We start from the raw sequence: 21,500 nt of genomic DNA, 5'->3' as shown, positions 1-21,500 counted from the left end.
GTCATGTCCATAAATTGAGTGCCACTTCTGATAAAAGCGTTGAACAAGCTCAATGGGTTAGGTATGCCTGAAATTTGTCGTATCGACTAAGAACCCCACGAAACGGGGTGGCTTTATCTCTAAATTGACTGTTCTAACAAATGACACTGATACTCTGCGACACATTTTAGCTCTGCTGCATGCTCAGGGAATCGTTCGTGAAGATAACACAATGCATCCGCTAGGGTTATCTGGTGTAGATTCGACGTATACCCAAAAACCAATCGGTGTACATTGTCATAGAGCTCATCTGAATTATCTGAGCTTTCACACTGCGCCCAGATAGCTTGATCAAGCTCATCATCAGGATCTTCCAATGGGCTATTAGCCTGTCGATATAAATTAGAAAGCATTGCGCCATATTGCTCTTTCGACAGTTCTTCCTTGCAACGCATTATCCACGTAAGCGTAATGAGGTTGTGCCCAAAGAAACCAAACTGTTTGAAGCATGCTTGTAATACCTTATCGAGATCTACGACTTCGTTTGTGTCAGTGCTTTGGTCGCCATCAGAACGGGTCGATGTGACAAATTCGGTGAAGCGGTTAAGGAATGCAGGAACTTGAGACGGCTCTAACTCACGGTAAACACGATTTAACGCCAATAAGATAGTCACATTGTGGGAAAGGTATTCGCTGGTTTTAGAAGCCTGCGAAACGTAATACGAGAAGATATCTTGAAAGCCCTTATTCTCATGCCACTGCATTAAAGCAGCATACGCCGCTGGGTATACCCCGTTATCCAATATCCTTTGAATACGAAAATCTGAGAACTTGGGTGCTTTTAGCGTTGCAGAGTACTCGCCTAAGACTTCAATCTCAGTTTGGTCTATTAGCTCACTCGTTTTAAGCCAAACATTGTCTGTTTTATCGAAATAACCATTTAGATAATTCGCAGACAAATAAGCTTTTAAAGAATGAGGTTGATGGATGCTGGCACTGCTATAAAGTGCCTTTTCCAATAGTTGGTCGCTTGTCATGTTTCCTCCGTGAAACTGACGTTTGGTGAGAGAATCGAAACAGCTCAACACCGAACGTCCAAATAGACATCATATGCTTATCGTAATGCACGGAAAAATGCCATGCATTACGATTCAACCCAAAACTATTATCTATGTGGATTATTTGCTCAGGTTGTTCGGAAATACGTTAGTTTTCACTTCCGTAGCAAACTCATTTGCTGCGTCAAAGATAGTTTGGCTGCAATGTGCATACTGTTTTGAAAATGGAGGCCATCGGTTACCAAGCCCCAACGCATCATTGATGACTAATACCTGACCATCACAATCGGCGCCAGCACCAATCCCAATAGTAGGAATACTTATCTCTCGAGTGATCGATTCGCCAAGTGAAGAAGGTATGTGCTCAAGCACCAACATAAACGCTCCAGCTTCTTGAATCGCTTTTGCTTCCTCGCTAACGGTTTGAGCATCTTCAGCAGATTGCCCTACCTTCTTGAAGTTTGTTGCCGTTTGCGGAGTTAACCCCGTGTGGCCAACAACTGGGATATTGTTTGCTACAAGGTGAGCAATCACATCGAGTTTCGCACCTTCCAGCTTTATGCTGTCGGCACCAGCCTGCATCAGCCTTTTAGCATTAACTAACGCGACTTCAGGAGAACGGTCGGTTAAGTATGGGAGGTCACCAATAATGTGAGTATTTGGAGCACCTCGACGCACTGCCCCGACATGATATTCCATGTGCTCAATGGTCACATCTCGCGTACTGCTAAAGCCCATTTCAACCATGCCGACAGTATCACCAACAAGAATAATAGGTATCCCAGCAGATTCGATACTTGCAGCCACAGGGAATGTATAAGCGGTCAACATCGGAATACGTTGTTTCCCTTTCATTTCCATAAAAGAACTTGGGGTGTGTTTCATGTTCTTGCTCTCATAAAATCATGCGTTATTAAAGCACTGATACTATTAGTTTTAATTGAGCTATGGAAGTGAAAATATGGTGTTGACTAAACGCCCACAAATTATGTTCAATTCACGAAATCCTTTTCTTAGTGAACGTTAAACTCAGAGGTAGTGATTATTCAAATGAACTACTGGTGCTATCGTCGTTTGTTATACGTTCTTTGCAACAGTGGATAGTGTATCTAACCTGTTCTTTATTGCTTTCTCTAACTCATTGTAATTTAATTTGGCATGTACACGATTATGACCAGATGCCCAGCTTAATAGTTTTTCACTTTCACCTTCCCTTATCCTTGAAACATTCTCAGCATAACTTTGGAGCTCTGAAAGAATAGTCTTGGTAATAGAATGAATTTCTTCAGGGTAAAATGGCGTATGCTTATAAACAATTGATAATGTAGAAAGGTTAGAGTTGAAAAACTCTAAAATTCTCTTATCTTTTCTTCCAGATTATCGCCAAACTTTAAAACATATTTTAACTTTTCTGCTTCCATATTAAGATTGGTAAGTGACTCCCAAATTTCTTGATAAATTTGAAACTCTTTATCAAAGCGACTTTGATCAACATGAGCAATTTTAGAAATAGTTTTATCTAACCTAATCTTAATTTCGTTCACTTCGATGTCTTTATTTTTTGCAGTTCATTTTTCTTGTACATCAAATAGATTGTATATGCGGCAACATTTAAAGTTGTAACAATCGCAGGAATACCACCATACAAGTTAATAATTTCTGATAAGTCCAACATTTCTCTCCAAAACCTACGAAGAACGTATAACGACCTTTAAAGGGCTCAATTACAGAATCACTCTTAAACAGATTGTTATATATTTGTAGTTACTACAACTTCTCAGTCCAGATAGTTTTTGGACCGTCAAATTTTTCGATTGCCTTCAGAACCCCCGTAGACGGTAGCGTAACTATAGAAACAACCAACAATAACATGTTGAAAAACAATGCTACCCACTTGACCCAAGCACATTTAGAACATTTTTCCGAGATTGCAGTAAAAAAAATAAACACTAGTGCGTTACATGACAGTATCGATAAAGGGTGTAGTATTTCAAAATTGGATAAAACTACAATAATAACAATCAAAGCTAGCAACCATATAGACAACACCAAACCTACATTTTGTAATTCACTTTTTGTAGGTATTGACGACATGCTTTCAAGACCACTCATTTCGTACTCCTTATTAAGATACACAACAGCTATCAGACAGATAAATTCTGTATTTAAATGCAGAGTTTTTCCGTCTAGTTTCTTATGCTGCCTATCTTAAGCGACTTACTTTATTCATAACAATGACTTATCGTTCACAATTTGTGATTGAACAAGAAAATGTAGATGCTTTCCTATCTAACGAGACTAAGTGTTAAAAAAGATGAGTTCTGTGCTTAGTGGTATTGTTAAAACAAGATTACTATTGACAATAAAGACAATATCCCCACTTCCAAAAAACCAGTTATTTACTCATTTATAGTTAAGGTGAAAATTGAACAATATCGAGATTAACTTAAAGAAAAGTATTCTCTAGATTCAAACAAAGCGGATTTTAATAACTCCCAACCCTTCATACGCTTACGATAAATAATAAAATTGGATTTTATAAAAACAATTTGATCAATAAGAACTTTTGTAAACTTTGAATTACATACTCTAAAAACAAATCTCCCTGATAAACTTGTCATAAATCCAAATGCTCTTCCAATCTTGATTCGCAACACATGGCATTAGCGTGTTGCATATAGACTTCCTATAGAGCCGTTGGGAAGAAGGAGTTTATATAAAAATCAGGAATGAAAAATGAACCAACAACGTCAACTAAGCTGGAAAATAGCAGCTATTCTAGGTACGTCTTTTGGCTTTACTGCACACGCCGCAGAAATGGTCAGAGTCGATAACGATACACTGCTACAACAAAGCCTCGTCGCACAGTCGAAGAGTGTTGCTCCACTTGAATTAGGTTTTTCTGAAGTTAAACGGGTGGTATTGCCCAATGGAAAAACGAAAGTCCGCTACCAACAAACTCACTTAGGTTTACCCGTCTTTGATACTTCGGTCGTGGCCACCCTTTCCAAGAACCAACCCACTCAAGTGTTCGGTTCCATGGCACAGGGGATCAGTGGTGACCTATCCAGCATCGCACCAAAGCTGAATCAGGAACAAGCGATTGAAGCCGCACTCTCTGCTCACCGCACGTTTACCGTAGGCAAAAAGTCCATTGAAAATAAAAACGCGAAACTGATGGTGAGATTGGATGAGAACCAAGTCGCCCAAGTGGTGTATCTGGTCGATTTCTTTATCGCGTCCTCAATGCCAGAGCGCCCTTTCTACTTTATTGATGCCACGACTGGCGATGTGCTCCAAAAATGGAATGGGCTAAACCACGCTAAAGCATTAGGTTCTGGCCCAGGAGGCAACCTCAAAACCACTCGATATGAATATGGCAGTGACTTCCCTAGCTTTCCCATCGACAAAACAGGCACGACATGTAAGTTAGAAAACGATTCGGTTAAAACCGTCGATTTGAGGAACGGAACGTCCGGCAGCGCAGCCTACAGTTACAACTGTGCTGATGGAACCAACTACACCGATCATAAGTACATTAACGGGGCTTACTCGCCTCTTAATGATGCGCACTACTTCGGTAATGTCGTGTTTGATATGTACAAAGAGTGGATGAATACGTCGCCTTTAACTTTCCAGCTGACGATGCGAGTTCATTACGGCACGGATTATGAAAATGCCTTCTGGAATGGTACATCCATGACTTTTGGAGATGGCAAAAATACCTTTTACCCATTAGTCGATATTAACGTGAGTGCTCACGAAGTCAGCCACGGGTTCACAGAGCAAAACTCCGGTCTTGTGTACCGAAATATGTCGGGCGGTATGAATGAAGCCTTCTCAGACATTGCGGGCGAAGCGGCTGAATACTACTTGCGTGGCAATGTGGACTGGGTGGTCGGTAGCGATATATTCAAATCAGAGGGCGGCTTGCGTTACTTTGATCAACCTTCAAAAGATGGTCGCTCAATTGATCACGCCTCTCAATACTACGATGGTTTGAACGTTCACTTATCTAGCGGTGTTTATAACCGCGCCTTTTACCTTTTAGCGAACAAATCGGGTTGGAATGTACGTAAGGGCTTTGAAATATTCACAGTCGCAAACCAATTGTATTGGACGGCAAACAGTACCTTTGATGCCGGAGCTTGTGGCGTAGCGAAAGCCGCAGCAGACATGGGCTATGTGGTTGCCGATGTTGAAGATGCTTTTAATACAGTAGGCGTTAATGCAAGCTGTGGTGTAACGCCTCCAACTGGTAATGTGCTGACGAAAGGCACACCGATTGCGAACTTAAGCGGTAATCAATCTTCAGAGAACTTCTACACGTTCACCGTTGATTCTGCATCAAGCGTGACGGTTTCAATGTCTGGCGGTTCAGGCGATGCCGACCTTTACGTTAAATCGGGAAGCAAGCCAACGACATCGAGTTACGATTGCCGCCCTTATCGTGCTGGAAACAATGAGCAGTGCAGTGTAAGCGCTCAACCGGGCGTGACTTATCATGTGTTACTGCGAGGGTACTCTAACTATTCTGGCCTAACGTTACGTTTAGATTGAGTTAGCGCGTAGAACGAAGCGCTGAAGGTAACAACAAATAACAAAGCCTACTCACATGAGTGGGCTTCATTACTTATTAAGCGCTTAGATTTATCTAGAGACTTGGACGACCTATTAAGATGCCAAGTTGATCACGCAGACAGTTTTAAGATCTCACTGGTAAACAATTCTCTTAGCCATCGGTTTACGATGTCGTCATTACGGTTACTGTGCCAATACACGCTCAGTGACGGTTTGGTGTATTCGAATGGCAATTCAAACATCTTTAGTTTTTCTTCATCGAAGTAAACTTTCGCCACACTTTTGGGAAAGGTTGCGATCCAATCACTGTTGTAGATGGTCTCTGAGAAGTCGGCGATCGAATTCAACTTTCTTGCCACTTTCCTCTCTGAAAAGATTGGGCTGTGAAACTCGGAGAGCTGGTTCACTCGATAGTTATCATGCGTCAGTGTCACATGCTTTTCTGAAAGGTACTGGTCTAAGCTGACTTGCTCGTCGATGTTAGAGTGGTTTTGGCTACAGACAATACACAACTCATCGCTCCATACCTCTTGGCTTAATAAGGTTGGATGTGCGCTAGTTAGGTCGACAACAAGGTCGATCTTTTTCTCTCGAATGTCAGTCGCCATGTCTTCTTTGATGTTCACGATTTCAATAACGCAGTCTGGTGCTTCTTTCTGAATCCTATCCAGAACTTGCGGCAGAGTCACACTGCTTGAAATGCTCATCGCGGCAATTCTAAACGTGTAACTACACTTTTTCGGTTCAAAGTCGTGCGTTTCAGGCAGAGAATGCGAGATAATCTTGTGCGCTTGCTTGAAGATTGAGTACAAGTCGTTAGCAAGAGGCGTCGGTTCAAGTGTGTACGATTTTCTAACGAAGAGCAGATCGCGATACTCGTCTCGCAGCTGCTTCAAGTGAGCACTGAGGCTAGGTTGCGATATGTTGAGCCGCTCAGCTGCGTACGTTAAGTTTCCTTCTTCATATATCGCAATAAAGTAATAGATGAGGTTCAGATTAAATCGTTTCATTCGAGCCCTTTAGGCAGTCATTTAAATCAATAAACGGTGAAGATAATATCGTTTAACTTACCTTCTATTATCGTGTTTCATTCCCATAACTCAGTTAAGGGCATGACAGTTCATTGTAAAAACGCCTAAGTAGAAATAACACGAACTAGTACAGTAGGATCGAAGTGAATGGCAAGAAGACCAGACAAGGTTAATAGGCAAGGTTCTGGTTTATATAGAGATATAGGATTTTCTGATATCTAGTATAGGCGTGGCGTTATATTAGAACGCACATGACTTTGACATAATTCTCGGTTCCTAAACAGACACGTGTAGAAATAGATAATGATGAACCGACTTGTAAAACCAATAATAATCTCAATGAGCCTTGTGACCTTATTTGGTTGTGTAGGCAGTAATGCTGTAACAGGAAAATTAATGGGATTTAACGTTAAAGCCGTTGATAACCGTTACGCTCGTGGTGGCCTAAACATGTTACTTGCCCCTGCTTACGGTATTACCATTGCCGCCGATTACATCGTATTTAACTCACTGGAATTCTGGACGGGTAAGAACCCAATCAACAAGAAACCTCACATCTTTGACACCAAAGTAGATACGTATATTGATGTTAATGACCAACTGGATGATAGCCTAACAGAAGCACCGATCGATCCGTTGGCAAAGCATGTGATTGACCACAGTGAAATGAAAGTGATCAACGAAGACCAAATTGCAATTGAGCTAACTTACAACGACGGTTCTCACGCGACATTAACGGGCGAGCGCTTTGGCGATGAAGTTCACTACTCTATTGATAACCAAGTTATCGCAAAAACAAGCTTAGAAGAGATGCAAATGTACATGGCATCCGCAGAGCAATCACAGGGCTAAACGCAATTATTTAGCACTGCGTTGAACTGATAGTTACACCAATAACCATCAGTATTTATAAGTACTGCCGTGTACTTATAGACATAAAAGGGTTAGCCAATAGCTAGCCCTTTTTAGTATCTATCAATAAGACAACCAACATACATCCGCATGTCCAAACACATATAAGAGAAGGTTCAATAGTTAATAATTTTGTTAATTAACTATTGATTGGTTTATAAATTTGCATATATCAAGCCAGCACCAACTTAATATTTTATAAATTACTTAAATTGAGATCCTGTGCTGCACAATGAAATAAAAATAGCTGTCTAACTTTTGAACACATTCATGTTACTGATAGGTTAATCCCTATAGGGCAATTGCTCTATTAATGATAAAAATTAAAATAAGGATTATTTATGAGACCATCTTTATCTATCAGTATGGTGCTTGCAACAACAGTGGTTGGCTTCCAGTCTTATGCACAAAATATTGAGACAACAGATTCATTAGGTATTGCAGAAAGTAGCGCAGCGCAAAAGCAATCTCTGGCGTTGCAAATCAGTGCCCGCTACTCCGATCTTGAGCTTTCTTTAAAAGACCAGATAACAGAAAAGCAACTGTCTACACCGATAGACAAGCTTAACTCAGCCAAGCCCTACTCCGCGTTTTCAAGCAAGATGCAGAAAGCGGATCTTGGTTATCGCAAGATGAAAGGGATCAATAACTTCAGTGATTCTGTATTAGAAATTCGCATGGCTGATGAAGCGATGATTGAAGCTTGGAAGAATGGCGAAAGCCCACTGTTTGCGTTTGAACCATCAGGTGATGATTCGAATTGGCAATACATTGAAGCGTATGACGTGTACGGACAAGTCCATCAATTAGACGTGTACCAAATGCCAGACGTCCCAGTATTTGTGGTTGATAGTAATGGTGCTGAAGAGCTCAAAGCAGGCTTATTGGCAATGCAGGCAGAAATGCAGAAGCTAGGTACAACAACGCAAATCAATGCCGATAGCAATACCAATACCAATACCAATACCAATACCGACGATAGTAATACCGACGCAAACAAAAGCAGCAAGGCTCAAAAACAGACCTTTGCCACCAAAGCGAACCGCTCTATGAGCTTCTCGGAACCGGAGCCGTTGAATACGACACAACTAACCAAAATCCGTTTGGCTGTTGACCAAGAACCTTGGATCTCTGGTAAAGCGGAAATCTACGCTATCGTGACTGGCGTCGATTCAAGTCGTTTAGAGCCACAAATAGACCTCGTTGAGATGCCATATCTGGATTACGACAAACAGACGTATTACCCAAATCAAACTGTAATTTTCTGGCCTCGCTACCGTTGGGGCGCTGCCGATATGATTTTGATGGAGCACGATGACGGCACCGATTACAAAGCGTTAGCCAAGCTGCTAGTTCAAGCCGCAGAAGAGATTTTGAAGATGATTCCTGATCCAGAAGTTCAGGGTTACGCGATCATTCCTCAAATCACAGGTAAAATCATTGATGTTATTCCTGATGGCGTATTAGTCAATGACGATGACTTCGTGGACGTGTACTACACCTTAATGCAAAACACTCCTTATGTTGACCGTCCGGGCGCTGGCGGAAATGCAGTCGCATCGTTTGAACCAGTAACGATTTCGCCTACCGAATAATAGGTTTGCACTGGTTAGGGCTTCTCTATCTTCAGTCCTAGCCTGCCCTTTATTATTCGAGATAGCTAAGCGTATATGCTCTAAGTAAATCTACTTTTGGTATATACGCTTCTATCAGTTTGAGCATTGAACTTTACACTTTTAAGAGCAGACAGAATCAAGCTGATTACAACGAATAATCAAACACGATAATGTCATCTAGTAACGGACGAAACACATCTTTCAGCGCATCATGCTCTGGATGCGGAAGGTAATTCTGACGGCCTTCTTCATTGGCAAACGTCATTAACACCGAGTGGGTATAACCTTGATTCTTGTTTTCAGGGCTGTCATTTAGCCCCCACTCTACTGAAGTTACTCCTTCAACCTTACTTGGCATCGCTTCAAACAGTCCTTTCAGTTTCTCAATGCCAGAAACTTCAGCATTTTCTTTAAACTTAATAAGTAAAATATGACGAATCATTCCTAGTCCTTTTCGAGTCTTCGTTTGCTTGTGTGTCATTCTGAGCCCACACCTAGCCGCGAGTTAACATTAATAGAAAGACAAAATGCCACACGTTACACACCATGCCAAGGCTAGATGACTGAATTTTATAAAAGACTCTCAAACCCAAAACGAAAAACGCTGCACCCGAGGGAACAGCATTTTTCATGACAATGGTAAGCACTGATTAAGCGTTAGTCACGACGACCTGTTAACTGAATAGCTAGGTCTTGTGGTGTATTCGAAGTCGACCACCCTGCAATGATCCACGATATTGTGTTGAAGTCAGACAATTTCGGCATCACCTTAGATGGCAGTGTGCCTGAAGGTTGTCGCAGTATTGATTTACCAGAAAAACTCATCATCGATGTTCGCTATGTGATGAGTTGTCGCCGTTCGCAAAAAGACGCACCGCTAAATCAATGGCTTTTCACTATTTTAAAGTCTGTTCTAAGCAGTAAGTAAACGTAGCTCCTTTCCAATACGTCTCTAATGCGTTTAATGCAAAAAAGGCTCCAACAGGAGCCTTTGCGATTGTGACTATTCGCTTATGTTTTTATTTTAAAATGCTTCTTCGAGCGTTTGTTCATTCTTTTTCCCTGCTTTTTTCTCGCTTATTTCTACCTCTTTCAAGCGCGCCGTAAAGTGCCTTAACACTGGCGGTTCATAGGTAAAATCGAGCCCTTTCACTTTTCCTGCGTTCTCTTTCACTTTTTCGAACGCTTCGATAATGAAATCCATGTGTGTTTGTGTGTAGGTTGCACGTGGAATTGTTAAGCGCAATAGCTCTGCAGGGCATGGATGCTGCTCGCCCGTTGCTGGGTCACGGCCTTGCAGTAAAGAACCAATCTCAACCGCTCTAATGCCTGCCACTTTGTACAGTTCGCACGCCAAAGCATGTGCGGGGAACTGACCAGCAGGAATGTGTGGAAGCAATTTACCCGCATCCACAAATGCAGCATGACCGCCTGCTTGCTGACACACGATACCTATCGCTTCTAAGCCATCAACGAGATATTGAACCTGACCGATGCGATACTCCAACCAATCTTGGCGCATGCCGTCATATAAGCCAACCGCAAGACGCTCCATTGCGCCACCTTCTAAGCCACCATAGGTTGGGAAACCTTCCTGCACGACACACAAGGTTCGACACTCTGTGTACACATCCATGAAAGATTCATCTTTAAAGCACAACAAACCACCCATTTGTACCATCGCGTCTTTCTTGGCAGACATGGCTAAACCATCAGCGTATTTGTACGATTCACGAGTAATTTGTTCAATAGTCCAATCTTGATAACCAGCTTCACGCTGCTGAATGAAGTAAGTATTTTCAGCGTAGCGAGCAGAGTCCATAATCACTGGAATATCGTACTTCTGAGCGATTTCGTATACGGCTTTGAGGTTAGCGATAGAGACCGGTTGTCCACCAGCCGAGTTACAAGTAATGGTGCTCACAATGTAAGGAACGTTGGTTGCACCCGCTTCCAAGATCGCTTCTTCCAATTTCACGATATCAAAGTTGCCTTTGAAGTCGGCATTCACTGAGGTGTCGAACGCTTCTTTGGTATAAACGTTCTTCGCCACGCAGCAATTCACTTGAGTGTGGCCTTGCGTGGTATCAAAGAAGTAGTTCGACAAGGCGACCATTTTACTACGATCCAACCCCTTCTCCATTTCACGCTTCTTGATAAGAACCGGAATGTAAATCTGTTCTGCGCCGCGCCCTTGGTGAGTAGGAATAGTCAGCTCATAGCCGAAAATATCTTTCACTGCATTCGACAATGCATAGTAACTACGACTGCCACTGTAGGCTTCATCACCCATTAACATCGCGGCTTGCATGCGTTGAGTAATAGATCCTGTACCACTGTCAGTCAGTAAATCGATAAACACGTCATCACTGTCGAGCAAAAATGGGTTCATACCCGCTTCAACGATCGCTTGTTCACGATAGGCACGAGTTGTTCTTTTTACTGGCTCTACAACGCGAATACGAAACGGTTCAGGTAGATGTTTGAAATTTTCCATAATAGTCCCTCTCAACAAATTCAGCCTATAAGGGAAAAGCCAAATTCATTATTTTTAGATGTCACGAGTCATCACCATTAATTTAATTTTACGCACGACCACTCTCGTGATAATTACGATAATAATTAATAGCTAGAAATAGATTATTTAATCAATACGTATTGATTAGGTTCCAATTAATAATGACTAAGAGATAAGAACTGCATGCATAAAAAAACAAATAGTTAACGCATGAGTTACGAAATTTCTTAAAGACGAAATTAACAGGATTGAGCAAAGCGTAAGAGCTCTGCTGGCGCGTGACGCCTAAAGGGTACTACTCTGAAGAAAGGCGGAACGAGAGCTGGTGATCTAAGGTATACCAAGCTAACAAGGTTAGCCATGTTGTTGATTGCCATTTCAGATACATGTTCACAATATATCCCTACGTTGAAATCAAGATGATCCGAAATATAAATATAGTGCAATTGTTTTATAAATACAGCGAAAGAAAGCATAAGTGTGATCAATATTTGGAATGACGATTAAATACGATAGCGTGTTATATAAACTGTGAATATCGTCAGTTTATATACTATTAAACTAGTCCATGGAATTAACTGAGCATCGACAAACAATTGTCGTGAAAAATAACGGTAGTAATAAATAGGTGTAGTAACAGATAGTTGTGATGATAAGTGTTCAATAATAACTAATAGTAGATGAAAGCAAGCTCTGATAATCACTGAGTTCCACTAACTACAGCCTCATCAGAGCTTGATTGCTGTTGCCATTAAATCGGGTTACTTCTTCTTAACCACTTGTTTAATCGCCATTTCAGCCAATTTCGGTGTCGCGGCTTTCAGCGCACTTGGTGCCACCTTCTTACCGGCTTTTACCGCTTTGTTCAGTTGTCCTTTGACCGATGTCCCTCTTTTCATTGCTTCAAAACGTTGGCGATTTCTCTGCACGTTATTTGCGTCAGCGATACGCTCAATCAACGTCTGTCTTAAAGTATCTAAACCAAACTGCGCCTTGTCAGGAGCAATCGCGAGCGGTAATACAATATCGGATTGTAGCAGTGTTTGATTGTATTCAAGCGCTTGAGCAATGATCTTAGCCTTGGCCGATGTTGGACTCTCTAAGTCATACGGCGGCTGCCAATCGTCTACAGGCTTTAACCTATCGACTTGATTGACGACCGAGATAACTATCGGCTTCTTTCGTGAGATGTTCTTAGGATCATCATAGAAAGCATCAAATCCATCTTTCAACTGCTTATCCAACTCACGTGCAGACTGATTGGCTTTAAGTACCCATAACACCACATCGGCTTGGGTTATCTCTTTTAACATTAAGGCTTCGGTTTTAGGATTGCCATCAAGCCCTTGAAGATCAACAACTCGAACATCATTCTCGTCGACAAACGCGTTGTAAACCGTTGAAGTGTCCGTTGATGGCAGTACATCCACTTCAGCAACCAACTCTTGCTTGAGTGCATTGATAAGTGAAGATTTACCAGAACTGGTTTGCCCCACCAGCACGATTCGCACAGGCTCTAATTCAGGAGCAAAGCGTTGTTCGTCGAGTTCAGAAACATCGGACGCTTTCAAGGCGTCGTCTTCAATGCTGAAACGCCCGCTATAGAGATCAATCGCCACCGCAGCAACTTCATCCAACAAGGCTTGTTTGGCGGCGTATTGCATGTCATCAACTACACCCCTTGTCATCGAAGCAGTCGCTTGTTCTCGACCCAAATCGGAAATCACTTTCAATGGGTTCAAATAAAGATTTTTGAGGTGATTCCCCCAAATGGCGGCCTTAACAATCTTCTGCCCTAACTCACCATATTTATCATAGGCTTCGTAACCCGCCTTAATGTAAGAAACCTTGAGATACTCAATACCCGGTATATGCTCTCGCACGACCAGTTTGTAGCGTCGACTCACCTCTTCGAACAGCTTTAGCCCTTCAGGAATCGAAAAATCGAGCGATTTCTTATCAAACTTTTTCGCAACGAATTCAAGCACCTCTAAGCCAGTTTGGTCTAGGTTGCCCCACTCTATATCGACCATTAATTGTTGGCGTACATGGTGTTTTGAATCATTCCAGATCGACAGTTCTTTTTGAGACCAATCAGCCGAAGCCTTAACCAATGCATCGTTGATACTAGCTTTGCTATGTTGTGATTCAGATTCAGCAGTATCCTCGCCAAGGTCGTCGCTCTCTTGATTTGAGAAGGGATCTTTATTTGAAGAGCGGCTTGAAGAACGACTAGAAATAAACAGAGGAATGGTGAATACCAAGGTACTCACTGCAATGCCAATTGACATTTCGAGTAGGTAACCGTATTTGATCGCCAAGAAGACACCAAAGCCCATCATGATGATGCTAGGGAAGATGGCCGAAATCAGAGCAATACCCCAGCGGCCGCTCGATAGAACCGCCAGTAATCGAAATAGGTTTCTAATTTTCTTCATAGCCCGACGCCGCCTTTCCTTTTTTCAGGGATTCTTTGTAGATCTTCTGCATCTCTTGCTCAGACACTTCTTCACCTTTGTTCTTATGATAGAAGTAAAAACAAGCCGCACGACCTAAACCATAAGAGGTGCCGAAACTCATGGCCGCTGCAGCAACCGCGCCCACCGTTTGACCATAAACTGGAATCAGCTTTATCAGCTGCCGAGTGCCCAATTTCATTCCGTATTGCAAAGCAAAGCTGCTTCCCAAAGTACCTATCAATTCACTGAAGACTCTCTTGTTCCATTCGACCCCATATTGGTTCGCCAAACTGTGGAGCATTTTCGCTTGAATCGCAGGTACAGACACCAAGCCAACACCTGGAATCAAATCGCTGGCCGCTGCACTCCCTGCGTACCAAAGCACTTCGTTTTCTACTTGATCAAAGTTGGCTTCTTCTTGGGTTGAATGTTCTTTATCTACCACCATCATTCCAATAACAGGAAGGATGTTGGTCAGCTTTTCTAGCAAGGTGTCATAGTTGTACACCGCTTCGCTGTTAGAGGTAACGTTGTCATCAACTTCAAAATCGACCGCTACTGACTCAAGCCCCTTACCCCAAACTTTTTCTACTTGGTTGATGTTGAACTGAATCTGCCTTGCTCGGTCGGTTTCACTAGAAGACAAAACCGCAGTATAAACAAGCAGCAAGTGCTTAATTTTCTTTTGCTTCTTAATCTGTTTTAGAGCCGCAAGCACAGCGGATTGTTCAGGTTCGTCGGCTTTCATCACAACGACGAGTGCATTGCCCGCTTGGCCGATCTCTTTAAGATCGTCTGTCGGATCATAATCGGCCTCACCCAACCCACGGGTATCAAGAAATCGCATTACCGGTTTGTCTTGAGGGAACGCATACGACATTGCTGTCATCGTGCATGGCGCAAAACCATTACCGACTTCAACAGAGGAATCCCCCGTGACCGCTTGAATAAACGATGACTTGCCTGCGCCCGTTTTGCCCAACAGCCACAGCGTCGGCAGGTGCTGACGCTGATATTCATGAGCCTGCGTCAGATCGGGATTCTTGCTCGGATTGATGAAGTCTTTTATTTGATCAAACATGGTTAGACTAACACTCACTTGATGTTGAGATTCGGGTTGGTGACAAGATACGATGACTTATATAATCACATCATCGCATTTAACTTACGTTTGTTCAGTGGCACTGTTTTACAATGCTTAAGCGTTTGTTTTTATAAGCCTGTTTTATATACGGTTCTATCACGTATTTAAGCATGCTCCAAGTTATTGATATGCATGTATCCACAACAGTTTAGGCTGCCTATCAGTAATCTACAGTTATCAATTAGAAGCTAGCAACAAACACAGAGAGCTCAAAGAGAAGTATGGAACAAATTTATTTAGCAGGCGGATGCTTGTGGGGCGTGCAAGAGTTCATCAAGTATGTGCCCGGCGTGATCAGCACAGAAGCCGGTCGTGCCAATGGCAGCGATCAGCCAACAGAAAACGACACAACACAAAGTGATGACACCCAAAACGCTTATGATGGTTACGCGGAGTGTGTGCAGATTGAGTTTGATCCAAGCATCACATCAGTAACAATTCTGATGGAGCATCTGTTTGAGATCATCGACCCTTACAGCGTAAATAAGCAAGGTGGTGACGTGGGCGAAAAATATCGCACCGGTGTTTACAGCACCGACACTAAACACTTAACGGAAGCCGAGCGCTACATTGCATCTCGTGATGACGCAGACCGCATTGCCCTCGAAATACTGCCATTGACCAAATACGTCGCCAGTGACGATATCCACCAGCATCACCTAAGTGAGTTCCCTGAAGATCACCACTTATGTCATATCCCTTGGGATCTGCTACATAAATACAAACCCTAGGTTAAAAGGCTTCTAGGTTGTTCAATTTCCACCATCAAATAGTCAATTCGAGAAAGTTCCCCAATACGACCCGCCAATAGTGAAAACTTGAAAACCAGTAATAAGTACTGACAGCCGTTCGGGAAAATGAAATGCTTTTAACACACCGGTTACACTTTCCCCCTGTCCAATAAAAAGGTGTCATTATGAAGAAATACATCCCTATATTGATTGCTCTTAGTACGATGTCTTCTATGAGTTATGCCGCTTCACCGCGTGAAGATGCTGTCGACTATTTACAGATGCGTAAAGGCGTGGCTTACCAAGTAAACCATTCAAAACCCTTTACTGGTCAGTTTGAAGAGAAGTTCGATAACGGCCAAGTCGCGACCCAAGCTCAATTTTCTGACGGCCTAGAACTGGGTCAAGAAACCAATTGGTATCCGAATGGCCAAGTGGCCTCTAAAGTGAATTACGTTAAAGGTGAATTACAAGGCAAGGCAGAAACCTGGTATCCCAACGGCCAGAAAAAAGCCGAGCTCAACTATAAAGACAACGAACTATCAGGTGTTGCCTCTCGATGGTATCCAAATGGCGAACAAAGCCTGACCGCTGAATACAGCGACGGACAAAAAGATGGTCTGGTAACGGACTACTACCCTAACGGCAATAAGGCAAGCCAAGCGAAATTCAATGAAGGTGAAATGGCGAACGGAAAATTAACGCGCTGGAACCTTAACGGAGACAAGGTTGAAGAGCTGACCTTTAAAGACCACAAAATCACGTCTAAACAAGTTTGGATGCCGACAGAAAGCTAAATACAAACGGATGAGTGCTCGTGTGACAAAGCACAGTACTCACCTTCTTTAATCTCAGGTAAGCACAGTGCTCTCTATTAACAAAATCTATTGACCTAATCTCCCCCCATCTTCCTCTTCATTTACGCTCAAAATAATCACTAATAACAAAATAATCACCAATAGCCATTGAAAATAATAAATATTTAACTTGCGCATAACCTTTTCATAAAATAATGTAAGCAAACGTTTTCGTTGCGAGTCAGTTCTCACTTATCAAGCTCGTAAGCTAATTATCACGTAAATAAGAGAAACACGATTCTAAATACGTTGTTGAGTCATATTGTTTTGCTTTGGTGCCCACCTATGAAAATTAAAACCTCCCTTTTTAGCCTAGCTTGCTTATCCATCGTGTCTTTGTTGGTTGTTGTGTCATTCACTGAAATGGCAAACCTCAAATTGATCAAACTTGAGAAAACACTGATAAAAGTAAAGTCGCTTGAAGTATCAATGCTTCAACTTAATCGAACAGAGTTAGAATTTCTGATAAGCAATGAGAAAGAACTCAAGTCCGTCTTTGCCAAAGAGTATTCCCACTTTCAACAGTTGATGGGTAGCTTCTCGGTTTTACTTAAAGAATCTGATATTGCCGTTCCACAGCTAGAAAAGCTGACACTTGAAGTAAAACAGTACGACAAAGATTTCTCTTTGATGGTAGACACAATCGAGCGCAACCCGACAAAAGTCGCGGAATTGAAGTCAGAAATGAAAATGCTGTTTGAAGATATCACCTCTATTTTCACAAACATTGAAGGTCGTTTAGAAGAGCAAGTCGAGTCAACTCAGCAAACCATCACAACTTTCATTGTCAGTTCCATTATTGCCGTGGCTGCATTACTGATGGCGCTGTCATTTGGCATTTCATCTCGTGTCGCGAAGAAAATAGCCGCGTTGAACTCAACCATATTATTGGTCGCACAGCAACGTGACTTTACCGTAAGAGCGGAAGACAGCGGAACGGACGAAATAGCCGATATCGCAAAGGCGTTTAATACCGTACTCACTGATATTCGTCAGTTGGTCGGTCAAGTTCAGGGCTCTATTCAAGAGCTCGGTAACATCTCTAACCAGCTTCAACACGATGGTATGGAAGTTGAAAGTGCTTTAAACAAACAACAGCAACAAACCGAGAATATTGCGACCGCGATAAATCAGATGGGCAGCAATATTCAAAATGTGGCAACCAACAGTGAAAATGCCTCATCCAATGCACAAACCAGTTTCGCCACGGCGAACGATGGCCTTAACGACGTGGCATTCACTAAAGATACCATCAATACGCTTTCGACTGTTCTAGTGAGCGCGAGTGAAGAAGTGAACCGCCTCTCTGTTCATTCTGAGAAAATTAATACAGTTTTAGAAGTGATTAAAGGCATAGCAGATCAAACCAACTTGCTTGCTCTGAATGCAGCGATAGAAGCGGCACGCGCTGGCGAACAAGGTCGTGGTTTTGCGGTGGTTGCTGACGAAGTAAGAACCCTAGCGGGCAGAACTCAGCTTTCAACCGAAGAGATTTCAACGATTATTAAAGGGGTTCAAGACCAGACCCAAACGGTAGTAAATACCATTAAAAACTGTTGTGAGAAAGGCAACAGCAGTGTCGACTCTTGTGAAAATGCGCATTCAAGAATCACTTCGGTTATCGCCGATATGGAAACAATTCTAAACAACAGTTTGGAAGTGACGAATGCGATGAAAGAACAAAGCGCTGTCACCTCAGAGATCATTGAAAACGTGAATGCAATTAAACAGTTAACACTGGCGAATGTGACTGGAGCATCGAAAAACGCTGCTTCTGCAACGTCTGTAGTAAAACAAACGGGTTCATTGGAGCGTGCGGTAGTTAACCTAAAGACGTAAACCAACTCTCATTGGTTTATTTCTTATGATGGATTAACTTAAATATAAAGTTATGCCAATAGGAAAAATTGAAGGACAAAAAAGCACGCTTAGCGTGCTTTAAAATAACCATGTGTCACTCGATGTACGCATCAACTACAAACTAACTACTCTGTTGTTAACTGATAGTTTAACCGCTGTAGATGGCTTGCCGACGCCTGGCGCGCTTTATCACTATTACCAGCCATAATTGCTTCTTAAATGGCACGGTGTTCTTGGATACATGTGTTGCCCTGTTCTGACGAATGAACAATAAAGTTATTAAACATCGTCGTTAAAATGTGACCAAATGGTAGGTAAAAGTCATTCCCTGTTGCCCTAAAAATAAGGCTATGGAACTTCATGTTAATGTTTAACCAACGCTCTTTATCCATAGGCTCTTGGCTAGAAACATCAACCATGTCTTGGAAAGTTTCTGATAATTCAATACGTTGCTCAGCACTGGCAAATTTGGAAGCTAACGCACAAGCTTCTGGCTCAATAGCCCGGCGTAATCCTAGGAATTGATGACAGAATTGGTCGATATCTGTTAGCCCATCCATCCACTCAATAAGCTGTGAATCTAAAAAATTCCAGTATGCGCGGTCAACGACTCGAGTTCCAATTTTGGGACGAGACTCTAATAGACCTTTAGAAGTCAGAAGCTTAACTGCTTCTCGTAGTGCTGTTCTACTAATACCAAATTGCTCACATAAAGCCATCTCTCCAGGGATGATCGAGCCCTGAGGAAAATCACCCGACAAAATACCACGAGCAATTTCACGTGCAACTTGCACATGTAAGCTTCGCTTAGAGCCTGGAATTGAATTAAAAGTGCCTAGCATAAGTCTACTTACTTATTAGATATGTATTATTTAACCGGCACTTTAGCACTGAAAGCACGATGCACCAAGTCGGCCCACCGACCACGAAAGCTCCCTTGATACTCTATGATTTAGCGCCATCGAGCTCATACGTTGCAACACCAACAGTAGTCAATATTGTTGATGCTTCAGCTGCTGGTGACTCTTTCCGTACAGGATCCTAGCTAGGTGCTTGGAACGGTAGTAATGCTCGCCAATGCACATTAGAAGATCATATTGTGGCAGAGGCCTTAATTCAGCGTCCAGGTGCTATCATTCCTCTAGAAGTGATGCCTTATTAGTCTCTATAATTACGTACTTTATATATGAATCAAGAGGTTGCTTCGTTGAAAGCAGACCCATAATTAACGTGAGAAAGAATTCGTGACAACATTAAATGAACAGCTAGCAAACCTAAAAATAATTCCTGTAATCGCTATCAACCGTGCTGAAGACACTATCCCTCTAGGCAAAATACTTGTTGAAAACGGCATGCCATGTGCAGAGATCACACTACGTACAGAGTGTGCAATTGAAGCTGGCGTTGATTTCATCGTGAGCCCAGGTTTCAACCCTCGTACCGTGCAATACTGTATCGATAAGGGTATTGCAATCGTGCCAGGAGTGAACAACCCAAGCCTAGTTGAACACGCAATGGAAATGGGACTACGCACATTAAAATTCTTTCCTGCTGAAGCATCAGGAGGAACAGACATGCTTAAAGCCTTAACGGCGGTTTACCCGGTTAAGTTTATGCCTACTGGCGGTGTCAGCTTGAAGAATGTTGATGAGTACCTTTCTCTCCCTTCTGTACTAGCATGTGGCGGCACTTGGATGGTGCCAACTAACCTTATCGACGAAGGTAAGTGGGACGAACTCGGAAAGCTTATCCGTGACGCTGTTGAATTCGTGAATAAGTAAGCCGCTTCACCTACTGGCATTTTAACGTAATTAATTTTTAAGATATAAAGCGATCGCAGAGATCGCTTTTTAATACTTGTAGAGCTAAGAATAGCCACTGATTCGCACTCTCAACTCCGACCTTTCCAATGGTTTGATCTCTTTCTCAGATTGTTTCTGTTACTTTGATTAGTACTACAAACACAACAGATAATTACAATGATAAAAACATCACTATTGCTTGCTTCTATGGCGCTTGCACTTTCGGGAGCAGCACAAGCTGACCAACTCGAAGACATCCAAAAATCAGGCACACTTCGTGTCGGCACCACTGGCGACTACAAGCCATTCTCTTACTTCGATGGTAAAAGCTACTCAGGCTACGACATCGACGTCGCACAGCACATCGCAGAACAGCTAGGCGTTGAATTACAGATTGTTCGTACCACATGGAAAGATCTGCTAACCGACCTCGACAGCGATAAATACGACATCGCGATGGGCGGTATTACGCGCAAAATGCAGCGCCAGTTAAACGCAGAACAAACTCAAGGTTACATGACCTTTGGTAAGTGCTTCTTAGTCGCGAAAGGTAAAGCAGAACAGTACGATAGTATTGAGAAAGTGAACCTTTCTTCTGTGCGTGTTGGCGTCAATATCGGCGGGACTAATGAGATTTTTGCGGATGCTAACTTGCAAGACGCGAGCTTTACACGTTACGAGAACAACCTAGACGTCCCGCAAGCCGTTGCGGAAGGTAAAGTTGATGTAATGGTGACAGAAACTCCTGAAGGTCTGTTCTATCAAGTGACGGACGAGCGTCTTGAAGCTGCTCGTTGTGAGACACCATTTACCAACAGCCAATTCGGTTACTTGATTCCAAAAGGTGAACAACGTTTGTTGAACACGGTGAATTTCATAATGGATGAAATGAAATTGAAGGGCGTTAAAGAAGAGTTCCTCATCCATAATTCTCTTAAGTAACCTCTTTTCG

The 21,500-nt window shown here is 42.4% G+C and carries 17 protein-coding genes and 2 pseudogenes; 9 read left to right on the top strand and 10 right to left on the bottom strand.

The annotated features are described in order from the left end of the window. Positions 1–119 precede the first annotated feature (119 nt). From IHV80_RS06800 to IHV80_RS06785, 4 genes are all read right to left on the bottom strand, one after another. Positions 120–1,016, bottom strand: coding sequence for a hypothetical protein (locus IHV80_RS06800; protein WP_192890537.1), 897 nt, complete (start codon positions 1,014–1,016; stop codon positions 120–122). Positions 1,017–1,157: 141 nt separating this feature from the next. Further along, on the bottom strand, positions 1,158–1,922 hold the full coding sequence (panB, locus tag IHV80_RS06795; RefSeq protein WP_192890536.1) for a 3-methyl-2-oxobutanoate hydroxymethyltransferase: 765 nt from the start codon (positions 1,920–1,922) through the stop codon (positions 1,158–1,160). A gap of 464 nt (positions 1,923–2,386) precedes the next feature. Further along, entirely contained in the window at positions 2,387–2,581 is a 195-nt protein-coding gene (locus IHV80_RS06790; RefSeq protein ID WP_192890535.1) for a hypothetical protein, read from the bottom strand. 223 nt (positions 2,582–2,804) lie between these two features. After that, positions 2,805–3,149 (bottom strand): hypothetical protein, encoded by a 345-nt coding sequence (locus tag IHV80_RS06785; protein ID WP_192890534.1) that lies wholly within the window; start codon positions 3,147–3,149, stop codon positions 2,805–2,807. A gap of 624 nt (positions 3,150–3,773) precedes the next feature. Here IHV80_RS06785 and IHV80_RS06780 point away from each other — a divergent pair. Next, positions 3,774–5,597 carry a M4 family metallopeptidase gene (locus IHV80_RS06780; RefSeq protein ID WP_192890533.1) on the top strand — a complete coding sequence of 608 codons (1,824 nt, stop codon included), beginning with the start codon at positions 3,774–3,776 and terminating at the stop codon, positions 5,595–5,597. Between the two features lie 131 nt (positions 5,598–5,728). Here IHV80_RS06780 and IHV80_RS06775 read toward each other — a convergent pair whose 3' ends face one another. After that, entirely contained in the window at positions 5,729–6,628 is a 900-nt protein-coding gene (locus IHV80_RS06775; protein WP_192890532.1) for a LysR family transcriptional regulator, read from the bottom strand. Between the two features lie 324 nt (positions 6,629–6,952). On the opposite strand from IHV80_RS06775, the gene IHV80_RS06770 reads away from it, so the two are divergent. Together IHV80_RS06770 and IHV80_RS06765 are read left to right on the top strand one after the other, a co-directional pair. Next, complete coding sequence (locus IHV80_RS06770; protein WP_192890531.1) at positions 6,953–7,501, top strand: DUF3332 family protein; 549 nt, start codon at positions 6,953–6,955, stop codon at positions 7,499–7,501. Between the two features lie 401 nt (positions 7,502–7,902). After that, on the top strand, positions 7,903–9,156 hold the full coding sequence (locus IHV80_RS06765) for a DUF3103 domain-containing protein (RefSeq protein WP_192890530.1): 1,254 nt from the start codon (positions 7,903–7,905) through the stop codon (positions 9,154–9,156). Between the two features lie 166 nt (positions 9,157–9,322). On the opposite strand, the gene IHV80_RS06760 is transcribed toward IHV80_RS06765, so the two are convergent. Beyond that, complete coding sequence (locus IHV80_RS06760; protein WP_192890529.1) at positions 9,323–9,619, bottom strand: Dabb family protein; 297 nt, start codon at positions 9,617–9,619, stop codon at positions 9,323–9,325. 264 nt (positions 9,620–9,883) lie between these two features. Here IHV80_RS06760 and IHV80_RS06755 point away from each other — a divergent pair. Then, positions 9,884–10,105, top strand: a pseudogene (locus tag IHV80_RS06755) (LysR family transcriptional regulator); the annotation flags it as partial. Between the two features lie 96 nt (positions 10,106–10,201). Here IHV80_RS06755 and tnaA read toward each other — a convergent pair. The 3 genes from tnaA to IHV80_RS06740 all read right to left on the bottom strand — a co-directional run bounded on the left by tnaA (position 10,202) and on the right by IHV80_RS06740 (position 15,235). Beyond that, positions 10,202–11,674: a tryptophanase gene (gene tnaA, locus IHV80_RS06750; protein ID WP_192890528.1), complete on the bottom strand. Its 1,473-nt coding sequence runs from the start codon at positions 11,672–11,674 to the stop codon at positions 10,202–10,204. Positions 11,675–12,456: 782 nt separating this feature from the next. Further along, positions 12,457–14,133 carry a GTPase family protein gene (locus tag IHV80_RS06745; RefSeq protein ID WP_192890527.1) on the bottom strand — a complete coding sequence of 559 codons (1,677 nt, stop codon included), beginning with the start codon at positions 14,131–14,133 and terminating at the stop codon, positions 12,457–12,459. Next, on the bottom strand, positions 14,120–15,235 hold the full coding sequence (locus IHV80_RS06740) for a YcjF family protein (protein WP_192890526.1): 1,116 nt from the start codon (positions 15,233–15,235) through the stop codon (positions 14,120–14,122). The genes IHV80_RS06745 and IHV80_RS06740 overlap by 14 nt, the downstream gene beginning before the upstream one ends. A 284-nt stretch (positions 15,236–15,519) precedes the next feature. On the opposite strand from IHV80_RS06740, the gene IHV80_RS06735 reads away from it, so the two are divergent. The 3 genes from IHV80_RS06735 (at position 15,520) to IHV80_RS06725 (ending at position 18,725) form a co-directional block, all read left to right on the top strand. Continuing rightward, complete coding sequence (locus tag IHV80_RS06735) at positions 15,520–16,029, top strand: peptide-methionine (S)-S-oxide reductase (protein ID WP_192890525.1); 510 nt, start codon at positions 15,520–15,522, stop codon at positions 16,027–16,029. Between the two features lie 185 nt (positions 16,030–16,214). Continuing rightward, complete coding sequence (locus IHV80_RS06730; protein ID WP_192890524.1) at positions 16,215–16,826, top strand: toxin-antitoxin system YwqK family antitoxin; 612 nt, start codon at positions 16,215–16,217, stop codon at positions 16,824–16,826. 345 nt (positions 16,827–17,171) lie between these two features. Continuing rightward, positions 17,172–18,725: a methyl-accepting chemotaxis protein gene (locus IHV80_RS06725; RefSeq protein WP_192890523.1), complete on the top strand. Its 1,554-nt coding sequence runs from the start codon at positions 17,172–17,174 to the stop codon at positions 18,723–18,725. A gap of 146 nt (positions 18,726–18,871) precedes the next feature. Here the strand turns inward: IHV80_RS06725 and IHV80_RS06720 are convergent. Continuing rightward, positions 18,872–19,588, bottom strand: a pseudogene (locus IHV80_RS06720) (FadR/GntR family transcriptional regulator). A 402-nt stretch (positions 19,589–19,990) separates the two neighbouring features. On the opposite strand from IHV80_RS06720, the gene IHV80_RS06715 reads away from it, so the two are divergent. Together IHV80_RS06715 and IHV80_RS06710 are read left to right on the top strand one after the other, a co-directional pair. Further along, positions 19,991–20,527, top strand: a complete 537-nt coding sequence (locus tag IHV80_RS06715) for a bifunctional 4-hydroxy-2-oxoglutarate aldolase/2-dehydro-3-deoxy-phosphogluconate aldolase (protein ID WP_192890522.1) — start codon at positions 19,991–19,993, stop codon at positions 20,525–20,527. A 198-nt stretch (positions 20,528–20,725) separates the two neighbouring features. Next, positions 20,726–21,490: a transporter substrate-binding domain-containing protein gene (locus IHV80_RS06710; protein ID WP_192890521.1), complete on the top strand. Its 765-nt coding sequence runs from the start codon at positions 20,726–20,728 to the stop codon at positions 21,488–21,490. Positions 21,491–21,500 lie beyond the last annotated feature (10 nt).

Source organism: Vibrio bathopelagicus (assembly GCF_014879975.1).
Classification (GTDB): domain Bacteria; phylum Pseudomonadota; class Gammaproteobacteria; order Enterobacterales; family Vibrionaceae; genus Vibrio; species Vibrio bathopelagicus.
The sequence above is the reverse complement of the archived record's forward strand: the minus strand, read 5'-3'. Positions and strand labels throughout refer to the sequence as shown.